The organism is Paenibacillus sp. 01T443 (assembly GCF_056398325.1).
Window position 1 is genome coordinate 1 of record NZ_JBFTPE010000048.1, and the last position, 11,386, is coordinate 11,386.

Consider the following 11,386-nt stretch of genomic DNA (forward strand, 5'->3'; position numbering starts at 1 on the left):
ATTTCCCAGTATGTAAGACCCCTTGAAGACGACGAGGTTGATAGGTTCGGGGTGGAAGCACAGCAATGTGTGYAGCTGACGAATACTAATCGGTCGAGGGCTTATCCTAAACACGTTTGCATGGACCCATACATCCGGCAGACAGCAGCATAAAGGTTTCAGCAAACCTAACTTTCGTATCCAGTTTTCAGGGCGCAAATGCTTCACCTGTGCCAAGAAACAACCCCACAGCACGTGGGTTTTATTGTTTTCGCGGAGGCTTAGCTCAGCTGGGAGAGCATCTGCCTTACAAGCAGAGGGTCGGCGGTTCGATCCCGTCAGCCTCCACCATAATAAGAGTCATTAGCTCAGTTGGTAGAGCACCTGACTTTTAATCAGGGTGTCGTAGGTTCGAATCCTACATGACTCACCATTTTTTTATCTCACATGCGCGTATGGCGGAATTGGCAGACGCACCAGACTTAGGATCTGGCGGGCAACCGTGGGGGTTCAAGTCCCTCTACGCGCATCATACTTACAACGATCAAAGCCTTGCTATGCAAGGCTTTTTTTGTGCGTCTACAAGTCAAAACACGAGGTGGAGACCGATTATTTTAGGGCTTGCTTTTTTGTCAAAGGAACTGGCTTCGTGTACAATAAATACATCTAAGGGAGGCATGATATGAATTTTTGTGTCGTCTTTTTTACTAATATTAGTATACTAATTACTTGTGCTTACCTTTTTAATCTCTTATATAAATTTTTGTTTCAGCATGTATCGGCTGCCTATAAAAACATCATACTCATAGTCACTTTCATTTTTTCCGGCTGGGTAGCAATGAAAGTTGGTATTCAAGTAGGGGAAGGCCCCGTATTTGATTTACGAGTCGTGCCGATTATTTTCGCTACCTTGCTGTTTCGGAATCCATGTCATGTCCTTATTATTGGTTTAGGCATCGCTGCTGCTAGATTTGGTGTAAATGGTGTAACGCCGAATGCGATTACCGGTTCGATAAATATCGCGATGCTGGCCATCGCTGCGGCTGGGCTCGTTAAGCTCTATGCGCGCAAACCACATTGGAGTTATCGCATGAGAGCGACAATCTCGCTACTCTGCATTAATATTTTACAAGTATCTGGAATTGCTATCTTTGGCGCTGTACCTAATGAGATTTATCTGAAGCAGTATATGCCTTATACACTTCCGCTTTCGATTGTTTTAGGCGCTTTTTTCATCTTCATTATTTATGATTTTTATAAGGACCAGCTGCGTGCAGAAGAGCTGCGAAAGAAGAACATTATTCTCGTGGAGCAGAAGCTTGAGCTTATCGAAGCCCACGAGGAGCTGGAGCATAAAACGCAGCAAATCATCAAGTCATCCGCATACAAAACTGATTTCATGTCTACGATGTCGCATGAGCTCCGCACGCCGTTAAATAGTATTATTTTACTCTCTGAGCTCATTCGTGATAACGAAGAGAAGAACGAACAAAGCGAAAACAGGCAGTATGCTGACATTATTAATGCCTCCAGCCAAGAACTGCTGCGAATTATTAATGACATTTTGGATCTATCCAAAGTGGAAGCAGGGAAGTTGGAAATGGACTGGGGCGATATATCGATTGAAGATTTAGCACAGACGATGTATTATCAGATTGCTCCTATGGCAAAAGAGAAGAATCTAAGTATTTCTGTTTCAGTGGATGAGGAAGTACCAGCAATGATCTTCTCCGATGGACTGAGGTTAAGCCAAATTTTGCGGAATTTATTGTCTAATGCCGTTAAATTTACGGCTAATGGCAGCGTCAGCTTAGAAATTAATAAGGACTCGGCTTCGGACTTCCTTGTGTTTGCAATAAAGGATACAGGGATTGGAATAGACGAGGAATATCAGAAGCTCGTTTTTGAGGCTTTTCTGCAGGAAGACGGCACGATAAAGCGGAAATACGAGGGAACAGGGTTAGGCCTATCCATCAGTCATCAGCTAGCCAGGCTGCTTGGAGGTACGCTGACACTGAAAAGTATCAAGGGAGTAGGCAGCGAGTTCGCGCTGCACTTGCCTTTAAAACCTCCTGTAGAGTAGGATGGCCCCTGCGGAAGCAGCGGTTTACCAAAGAATTAGGAGGAAAACATGCTCGTTTATGGATGTGATTTTAGCGGGGCAAAGGATCCAAGCGGTAAAATATATGTTACGATAGGCCGGCTAACGGATCATCGTTTAACGATATTAGAGGTTAAGGATTGTGAGGACAGGCTCGATTTATTTTATATGATTAAAAATAATCCGGCACCGTGGGGGCTGGATTTCCCCTTTTCGATTCCAATGGGGCATTTGAATGAGCACTATCAATCCTCTTGGCATTATTTTATTCGTGAGGCTTATGGGGATACACGCATGCAGTTTAAGAGCAGATTCGGCAAGGTGCATAGCGGCAAAAACAACCTTCGGGACTGCAGAGTTACGGATATCGCAGTGAACGGGAAAAGCCCGATCTCCGAAACGCCTATCAGTATGAATGGCATGCTGTATGGCGGCCGAAAGCTATTATTTAACTTGCTTAACGACGTATCGATTTACCCTTTTGACAGCTATAGAGAGGATACATCCCGTTTGTATGAGGTTTATCCTAGTCATGGTTGGTCTAAGCTTGGACTAAATCGGGAGGATCCGCTTGCACTCGCTCAGATTTCTGATTTTTTTAAGCGTAGGGTTGATTCTAGTTTCGATATAGAGCTAGATATAAGTAAGATACCGAAGCTTACAAGCGGGGATAAGATCGGAAGGCTGGTCGATCATGCTTCAGATTCCGTGATGGCATGTATAGTTTTAGCCTACAGCCTATACCGTAGTCCACTAGATGCTCTTTGGAATTTAAAGCCGTCATTCGCGTCGGACGAAGAATGGGCGCTTCGCGGGCAAGAAGGATTGGTCGTAAGATACGAGTGAAATGAAGGACTGTCTTGAGGGCATGTATGCCCTGCAAGGACAGTCCTTTTTCGTATGAAGGAGTGATTAGGAATGCGGAAGGAGCTTCCGAAGCTCTACCGTAACGCTTGTACCTTGATCGAGAATGCTTTCTATGCGCATGGAAGCCTGACCCCCGAATAAATGCTCCATTCTCTTCCGGGTATGCGATAGGCCAATATGGCGAAGTCCGGAGTTTTTCATCTGGTGTTCTATATCCCAAATGGTCGGAAGCTTCTCCGCTTCAATGCCAATTCCGTCATCTTCTATGCATAGAACTAGCGCGGTGGTAGAGACCGATGCTGATATGCGCAGCGTACCAGGGATATCTTTTGGACAAATGCCGTGAAATATCGCATTCTCTACAAATGGCTGCAAGAGATTGCGGGGAACTAAACAATCATAGGCCTGCTCCTCGATATGCCATTCCACTTCGAACATATCGATGTAGCGAAAGGATTGAATGGCGATGTAATCGCGAAGTAAATCAAGCTCTTCACGCAAGGGAATAAGGGACTGGACTCCGTCCATTTTGACCGCATCCTGAAGCAGCCGGATAAAGGAAGCGACCATACGGACAATATCGTCATTTCCTTGCTTCTGGGCCATGTAAATGACGGCATTCAACGTGTTGTATACAAAGTGCGGATTTAATTTGGAGAGAATCAGCTCCAGCTCTAGCTCCCTTTTATCTTTTTCATGGCGAATGGATTCTTCCAAATGGACCTGCAGCTGGTTGGTCATGCGATTGAAGCCTTGACCCAGCTTCTCTAACTCATCTCCCGTTTTAATATGGACGGATGTATGCAGCTTACCGCTTGATACGGCATTCATCGCATGGTATAGGAGCATAATCGGTCTTGTGATACGGAAGATAGCGGGCATCATAAGAAGAAGAATTAAAGTCGTGCTGGTGAGCGAGAACACGCCAAGCAGATAGATGATGATTTTGCCGCGTTCCATCAACGATGCCTGCGAAATGAAGGTGATCAGCTTCCAATTAATGCTCTCAAACCGATCGACCAGCATATACCCTCCATGAACGGGTGAGATACCGTCACGCTGATGCTCAGATGCGGCTTGTATGAGCGAAGGGGTAAGAGAAATGCCGGAAGACGGACTATCCTTCTCGTACAATAGATAACCCGCATCATTCATCCACAGAAACCCTTCAAAGTCAGCGCTGCCAAAATCAAGCAATGATTCAAAGCTGCTATAATCGAGGTTTAGAATCAGCTCACCGATCGTACGCCCAGGCTGCTCAATATCTTTTACGGTGACGATAAAGCTAATAATTTTGCCTTGCTCCACTGTATTGCTGGTTAGAATCATTTCATGCGGCTCAGTAAAGGCATGCTGCTGCCCGGACTTGACATGGTTCTGATACCAATCTTCTTTTAGCCGTTCGCTGAAATATTGATCATTTCGTGCCTCACTCCAGAATACGCGGTGATCCGGCAGAAGAAGTGCAAAGCTGCTTACCTCCTTGCGCAGCCCTTTGTTCTCGTCGAGATAATCAAGTGTATCTTGAATGAGAGCAAATTGACCGAAGGTATCCAATTGGTCAAAAGTTTTATAAAAGGATTGCATTTGTTCAGAAATGATCAGCGAGAACGAAAATTTGGCAATATCGTCCGACATATATTCAAGCTGCCTGACTGTCTGGCTTAGCTTCGTTTCATCCTCATGAATCATCTGCTTCACTAGAATGGTTTTGTAATAATAAAAGGTAAACGCCGCAGACAGCAGGAAGCTGATAATAGCAACGATGATGATCCGTTGAAGGATGATAGACCGAAGGCTTTTCATAAGCTATAGCCTCCATGACGGAACTGATGAGGGAGCATGCCGGTCGTTTTTTTGAATACTTGACTGAAATGCTGCGGTGAACGATAACCAACTCGTGTGCATACCTCGGTCATTTTGGCATCTTCATGGCTTAGAATGTGTTTGGCTTGATTGATTCGAAGCTCCGTTAAATAATCGAGAAATGTACGCTCCAGCTCACGCTTAAACAACTGGTGAAGATAAGAGGGACTAATTCCCGTAGCTTGTGAAACCTCTTCGATAGCAATATCCTCATGAAAATGCTCTTGCATATATTTCAGCGCCCGCAGCAGCTTATTGGATAACCGATCTTGTGTATTCTTAGAAGTAAATAGCTTCCGAAACATAAGGATAAAGCTTTCCATGATATCATCGATGTGGTAAAGCGGTATTTTATCATTTGATGCTAATGGATCGATTTCTGGCATACCGATGGCAGCATAACGCTTATTTAAAAGCCCGCTAAGCGTATGAACGGTTTCGTATAAGCGCGGCAAATTCCAAAGCTGCTGGCAAAGTGAGTGAAATTGACCTTTGATAGCGCTTTCTATTTTGACAAGATCATTTAGGCCCATACCTTCGGTCAGCTTTTCCAGATATTCATTTTGAGAAGCAGATATATAGCTTTCGTTGCCAATCGGCAGCAGAGGGAGCTCATCTACACACAGCATCTTATCTTTCCCGCTGAAGACGGCATGACGTGCAGCAGCCTCAACTTTGCGGAAGGAATCCCGAAGACTGGAGGAATCATGGCTATGAAACGAATAATAAATGGACTTGCTCTGATTATTGTGCTGATTCAGGTGAGTCTGAATGGATGCAACGAGATCTTTAAATGAATCGCGCTGGGTGCAGAGAGCTTTGTTTTTTTGAGAAAATAAGGCTGCGAATTGGTTTCGATTGAGAGCAAATTCTCCGACAAGCTGCCAAGACGTTGTATCGGCAAGCCTGCTTAAATCATCGAAGCTCCAATTGAGCGATGAATTCAGTCCTAATCTCTCGCTGCTAGAGGGAACGGCCGTGAAAGGAGTATCTCTCTGGACAAGCAGCATGCCGAATGGAGGGGCAGCCGGACTATCCTTTAATTGAGCTGGAAGCCCGCTACCGGTAATGACTTCCTTAAGCAGATCGGATCGCTGCATTCTTCTCTGTTTTTCGTCGGCGTCCCAGCTTTCTTTCGCTTTGAGCAGCTCGACAAGCAATTTATTCCGGTCAACCTCATGCTTGATGAGATAGCTGGATACGCTTCCGATGGATATGGCTTGTCTCGCGTAGTCAAAATCCTCATAGGCGCTTATCACGATAAATTTTACTCCTAATTTTCGTTCGGAAACCGCTCGGATTAATGCCWGGCCATCCATGACGGGCATTCGGATATCGACAATCATGATATGAGGACAAATCTCCTCGCATAGACGCAAAGCGCTTCTGCCGTTTGTTGCGGTTGCCATAATTTCAAAGCCATATTCGCTCCAAGGCAGAAGGCTATTAATATGCTCCAAGGCAATGCGTTCGTCATCCACCAATATGATTTTGTTCATCCTAACCTCCGCTKGATTTAACGTATGATTGATTATAACGTATGGTAGGGTCCTCTAAGCAAGAGGGAACGTTGAATCACGACCAAAAGTGTAGGATTGCAATGTTTACGCTTACATTTATGGACGTGTATATTGAAAGCGTGGACATTATAAGTTGACAAGGGAGAGATTATTCGATGCTTATACGATTTTGGACCAAACGGATTAGTCTATTGATCACCATTACCATGCTCGTATGTTTGCTTGCGGCCTGCGGAGGAGGCAATGCCGTAAATAACCAGAAAGAGGGCGATACGAACAATAAAGAAGGCGCAGAAGCAGATAACGAAGGAACCGCTGCAATTAAAGGAAACGAAGATTACAAGGGGGAGTTCGTTTTATGGACTTGGGAGCCGGAGCATCCTACAGCGCTGGCTGCCTTTAATGAGAAATATCCAAATATCAAAGTAAAGCGAGTGAACGTAGCCGCAGAGGACATTTCGAAAAAGCTGCAAACGACGATCGCTTCCGGCGGCGAATTACCGGATGTTGTAAGAATCGAACGCGGTCAGAAAGCAAAAATATTCGATATGGACATTCTTGAGAACCTAGAGGCTGCGCCGTATAATGCCGACAAATCCATTTTGTTCGATTATGATCTCCCAACCTTTTCCCAAGATGATCATTTGATCGCTATTCCAGATGATATGAGCGTAGCAGGTATTGCCTACATCAAATCGCTCGCTAAACAATATTTCGGAACAGATAATCCGGAGGAAATGGAAGCGATCTTCACGAACTGGGATGTGTTTATCGAGAAAGGGAAAGAGGTACTGCAGCAAAGCGGAGGCAAGGTTCAAATGTTTCCAAGCCTCGGCGATGTAAACCAGACGCTTAAAGGGCAGCGTGCCGAACCGTATTTTGACGGCGATAAGCTGAATTTGCCTATGCTCAAAAGCACGGTGACGGATTTAGTTAAATTTCGGGATTCCGGCATCATTGATAAGCTGGATCAATGGACACCAGCCTGGAATGCGACTTTTGGCGGCGAGAAATACATATTCGCTATGTCACCCGTATGGATGCCGCAATATGTAATCGGACCAAACGATAAGAAGGATGATCGTTGGGCATTGATGGTACCTCCCGGAGGCGGCTTTATTAGAGGCGGTTCCTCGCATGGTATTCCAAAAGGCGCTAAAAATGCGGAGATGGCTTGGAAATGGATCGAATTCACATCGATGTCGCAGGAAGGCGCGGAAGCTCAAAAAACGGATGGCGTATTTACGCACTTCAAACAAGCCTATGAGAATGAGACATTTACCAACTGGTCATGGCGGAATTTCGGAACGCAGGATATCGGGCATAAGTTTTTTGTAGACATCTCAGCGACGACAAAGGACATGCCTGAAAATATCAATGATTTGGTATTGGACGAAGTGATGAATATCGTGCTTCAGACGCTCGTGAAAGATGAGGCATTCGGCGTAGAGCAAGCGATGGACCGCATTCAAAAAGAATTAAAAGCAAAGGCGCCGAGTATCGTCTGGGAGTAGCTATGTGGATAATGTCAAGAAATAAGGCGGCCCATCGGCCGCTTTTCCTTTCACAACGAGTCTAAAAGTCAGGAGTGTAAGCGATGGATGCCGTAAAAAGAAGATGGGTACCCTACTTTTTCCTCTCGCCGTACCTTTTGTTTTATTTGGCCTTTGGCCTAATTCCTATGATATTTTCACTGTATGTTAGTCTGACAAGCTGGAATGGAATCGGCGAGAAAACTTTTGTCGGTTTGGAAAACTACAAATTCCTGTTTAATCCCGATTCTTATTTTTTCAAATCAGTCGGAAATACGCTGCTGTTTGTGCTGTTCACGCTTCCGCTTCAAATCCTATTCGGGCTTGTCATTGCATCGCTTCTCTACAGCCGCTGGGTAAAGTGGAAGGGCTTCTTTCAATTAATTAATTTTCTCCCTTATATCGTAACGCCCGTTGCGGTGGGACTGATGTTCAACCTTCTGTTTGATTGGCAGGCAGGCTTCATTAACAAAATTCTTCTTCATCTCGGTTTGATTGATGAAGGTATCTACTGGCTGGGAGATCCGCTGTATGCTCGGCTAGTTATCATTATCATGCTTTTTTGGAAAGGCTTTGGTTACACGATGATTTTCTACCTTGCCGGCCTTGCGAACATACCGAAGGATTTAAATGAAGCTGCGCAGGTAGACGGTGCTAACGGATACCGGACATTTATGTCGATCACACTGCCTTTGCTTAAGCCAGTCACCGCATTTATTGTCATTACAGGGATTATCGGGGGCTTTCAGCTGCTGGAAGAGCCGATGCTGCTGCTCGGGGGTTCCGGTATGGGATCAAGTACGGCTGTCATCGGTGGTCCGGACAGATGCTGCTTAACGACGGTTTGGAATATGTATGATACGGCTTATGGAAGCATGACCAGGTATGGACTTGGAGCTGCTATTGCCTACGGCTTATGCTTCATTATTGCGATCTTCTCGTTTATCGGCGCAAGATTTTATAGGGGGGAACAGGAATGAGCCAGACTGCTAGAACGACGCTCGCTACGACGGCGATTGCCCTTCTTTCCATATTCGCCTTGCTGCCCTTTTATATCATGATCATTATGGGAACGTACCAAAACGAAGACTTATTTACAAAAATCGTACTGGTGCCGGGCACCTACTTGCTTGAGAATTTAAAAACAGTAGCGGCCAGCCGATTCGATCTCGTTTACTGGAACAGTATCATCGTTTCATTGGTCAGTACGGTGCTTTCGGTTTTGGTCAGCGCTTTTGCAGGCTTTGCTTTCGCTAAGCATGAGTTTAAGCATAAGAGCAAAATTTTTGCTGCGGTGCTGCTTACGATGATGATCCCTGGTCAGCTTGGATTGGTTGCTTACGTTATTGAGATGCGATATCTCAGCCTGTCAGGTACGCTGCTGCCGCTCATCTTGCCTTGGGTGGCCAATGCATTCGGGGTATATTGGATGACCCAGTTTATCAAAAGCGCAGTTCCGACCGAGGTGCTCGAGAGTGCGCGAATAGACGGATGCTCGGATATCGGCGTTTTTTTCCGGATTGTGGTAGCCTTTATCTATCCGGCGATCACGACGCTCTCGCTGCTTGTATTCTTATGGTCATGGAACAATTACCTGCTTCCGCTGATCATTGTCAATAAGCCGGAGCTGTACACGATCCCGCTCGGGATAACGGCGCTGGGGGATGCGTACCGCACAGATCTGGCTGCGCAAATATTAGGGCTCACGCTGGGGACGATTCCGGTGCTTATCTTATTTGCCATAGGCTCAAAAAGCTTCATCCGCGGGTTAACAGCAGGCTCGGTAAAGGGATAAGAGGCAGAGGATAAATAAGCAGCACATTCCCCTTATGAAGGAATGTGCTGCTTTGCTGTATCTACTCGCTATTGTTCGTCCCCGTATAAATAAGAACCGCATCCCTTAAAAATACCGCTGCGCCAGGCTGATGCTTATCGTAGTACGCGGTGAACCTTTCGTCGTCCACGTACATTTGGGCAATGCCTGCATGTGCTTCTTTGCTGTAATGTCCCCAATAAAAGCTGAGCCATTGACGGTGCAAATCTGCCGCCTTTTGCGCCAATTCTCCGGCAGGATCGCCTGATGCGAAAGCTTCTACAAGCACGCTTATGATTTCGGCGCCTAATTTCTCGATTTCCGTATGCTGCTCCTGCGTCATATTTTTGACGATTTGATTAGAGCGTTCTACTTGCTTGTCTCCGTATTTTTCTCTGATTTCCTTGCCGTACTTTTGCTCGTTCTCATCGAGCATCTGCTGTTTGAAGCCTTCGAATTTCTCTTTGTCCGTCATCGTTATTCTCCCTTCGTTTTGGGCTAATGTTTTGTCGACATTAGCGATTAATAGATCTAGCTGCTGCCGCTTATCAAGCAGCTTTTGCCGATGCTCACGCAGCGCGTTTTTACCGTCAAAGGCGGGAGCTGTTACGATCCTTTTGATTTCCTCGAGGCCAACGCCAAGCTCTTTATAAAATAAAATTTGCTGCAGCCTGTCAACTTCCGCTTGCCCGTAAATGCGATAGCCCGAGGAATTAATCCGTGCCGGCTTCAGCATTCCGATTTCATCATAATAGCGCAGTGTTCTTGTGCTGATACCAGCCAGCAGCCCCAGCTTCTGTATGGTGTATTCCATGTGCTCACCTCCTGACAACATCATCGTACACCTTCACGCTGCGTGAAGGTCAACAGTTATTTTGTATTTATAAATGCTTAATAAACTGCAATTTCTTCTGTGAAAACCGAGGTTTAGCAATTGGTGTCCAATGGTATTCTTGCCTTTTTGTAACGGCTCGACACTGGGAGCTGCTAAAGAAATGGAGGAGACCATTATTAAGTATAATTATGAAATCGCTCGCTACCGGATCAGATCCGGATGCGAGGTCATTGCAGCGGAAAGTTCGTATCGCAGAAAGCTGCATAGCGCGAGAGTTACAGTGGAGGAAGTAAGATTCGCGACCATCGTTGGACCCTATGAATCGGAGCGATCGGCAGCTAAGACAGAAACGATCAGCACATATCTAATTAGAGAGTGACTTGCAGATGGAAATGCAAGAGATTGCGTATCGAGTTTCGAAGGTTCGGGTGAGTATAGGAAGATTAGCTTAAAAGAGTATAACGCTGACGGAATAGTAATAGGTGAATAAAAAATGATTGCTCCACGGAAAGTTTGGAAGCAGCACGTTATGGATAACATGTGTTTTATACGATTAAATAACTTGTTAATGACGTTTAAAAGCGGTATTTAAGGGGATTTAGAAATTAAATGATTTAATTTTAAAAAAAGACTTGCAATGCTAGGCGGGTACATGGTATATTCTAATTCCGGCCGAGAGAAACACGCGGACGACAAGCAAAACAAGCGTCACAAACGAAAGAATAGATTGCTCTTTGAAAACTGAACAACGAGTAATAACTGCCCTTACGATCCTAACGGATCGTTAGAAAAGCGATAAAAAGTAATGAGCATTTCAAACACCAATTTGGAGAGTTTGATCCTGGCTCAGGACGAACGCTGGCGGCGTGCCTA

At 45.3% G+C, this 11,386-nt stretch carries 9 protein-coding genes, 3 tRNA genes and 1 rRNA gene; 10 read left to right on the forward strand and 3 right to left on the reverse strand.

Annotated elements, in window-relative coordinates; all coding sequences use genetic code 11:
- The 6 genes from AC1DLI_RS33790 to AC1DLI_RS33815 form a co-directional block, all read left to right on the forward strand.
- Positions 1-109, forward strand: a 23S ribosomal RNA gene (locus AC1DLI_RS33790); the annotation flags it as partial.
- Positions 110-254: 145 nt separating this feature from the next.
- Positions 255-330: transfer RNA gene (locus AC1DLI_RS33795), tRNA-Val, on the forward strand.
- Positions 331-336: 6 nt separating this feature from the next.
- Positions 337-412 (forward strand) — tRNA-Lys (locus AC1DLI_RS33800).
- A gap of 16 nt (positions 413-428) precedes the next feature.
- Positions 429-508, forward strand: a tRNA-Leu gene (locus AC1DLI_RS33805).
- 309 nt (positions 509-817) lie between these two features.
- Positions 818-2,062, forward strand: coding sequence for an ATP-binding protein (locus AC1DLI_RS33810; RefSeq protein WP_477610025.1), 1,245 nt, complete (start codon positions 818-820; stop codon positions 2,060-2,062).
- A gap of 48 nt (positions 2,063-2,110) precedes the next feature.
- Complete coding sequence (locus tag AC1DLI_RS33815; RefSeq protein ID WP_477610027.1) at positions 2,111-2,926, forward strand: hypothetical protein; 816 nt, start codon at positions 2,111-2,113, stop codon at positions 2,924-2,926.
- 66 nt (positions 2,927-2,992) lie between these two features.
- Here AC1DLI_RS33815 and AC1DLI_RS33820 read toward each other — a convergent pair whose 3' ends face one another.
- Together AC1DLI_RS33820 and AC1DLI_RS33825 are read right to left on the reverse strand one after the other, a co-directional pair.
- Positions 2,993-4,753: a sensor histidine kinase gene (locus tag AC1DLI_RS33820; RefSeq protein WP_477610029.1), complete on the reverse strand. Its 1,761-nt coding sequence runs from the start codon at positions 4,751-4,753 to the stop codon at positions 2,993-2,995.
- The gene (locus AC1DLI_RS33825; protein WP_477610031.1) at positions 4,750-6,312 is read right to left on the reverse strand and encodes a helix-turn-helix domain-containing protein; all 1,563 of its coding nucleotides are present in this window, start codon (positions 6,310-6,312) and stop codon (positions 4,750-4,752) included. The genes AC1DLI_RS33820 and AC1DLI_RS33825 overlap by 4 nt, the downstream gene beginning before the upstream one ends.
- 176 nt (positions 6,313-6,488) lie before the next feature.
- On the opposite strand from AC1DLI_RS33825, the gene AC1DLI_RS33830 reads away from it, so the two are divergent.
- The 3 genes from AC1DLI_RS33830 (at position 6,489) to AC1DLI_RS33840 (ending at position 9,660) form a co-directional block, all read left to right on the forward strand.
- Positions 6,489-7,847, forward strand: a complete 1,359-nt coding sequence (locus AC1DLI_RS33830; protein ID WP_477610033.1) for an ABC transporter substrate-binding protein — start codon at positions 6,489-6,491, stop codon at positions 7,845-7,847.
- Between the two features lie 83 nt (positions 7,848-7,930).
- On the forward strand, positions 7,931-8,845 hold the full coding sequence (locus tag AC1DLI_RS33835) for a carbohydrate ABC transporter permease (RefSeq protein ID WP_309000438.1): 915 nt from the start codon (positions 7,931-7,933) through the stop codon (positions 8,843-8,845).
- Positions 8,842-9,660: a carbohydrate ABC transporter permease gene (locus tag AC1DLI_RS33840; protein WP_309000439.1), complete on the forward strand. Its 819-nt coding sequence runs from the start codon at positions 8,842-8,844 to the stop codon at positions 9,658-9,660. The genes AC1DLI_RS33835 and AC1DLI_RS33840 overlap by 4 nt, the downstream gene beginning before the upstream one ends.
- A 61-nt stretch (positions 9,661-9,721) precedes the next feature.
- On the opposite strand, the gene AC1DLI_RS33845 is transcribed toward AC1DLI_RS33840, so the two are convergent.
- Complete coding sequence (locus tag AC1DLI_RS33845) at positions 9,722-10,492, reverse strand: MerR family transcriptional regulator (RefSeq protein WP_477610035.1); 771 nt, start codon at positions 10,490-10,492, stop codon at positions 9,722-9,724.
- 181 nt (positions 10,493-10,673) lie between these two features.
- Here AC1DLI_RS33845 and AC1DLI_RS33850 point away from each other — a divergent pair, with 181 nt between their 5' ends.
- Positions 10,674-10,892 carry a hypothetical protein gene (locus tag AC1DLI_RS33850; protein WP_477610037.1) on the forward strand — a complete coding sequence of 73 codons (219 nt, stop codon included), beginning with the start codon at positions 10,674-10,676 and terminating at the stop codon, positions 10,890-10,892.
- Positions 10,893-11,386 lie beyond the last annotated feature (494 nt).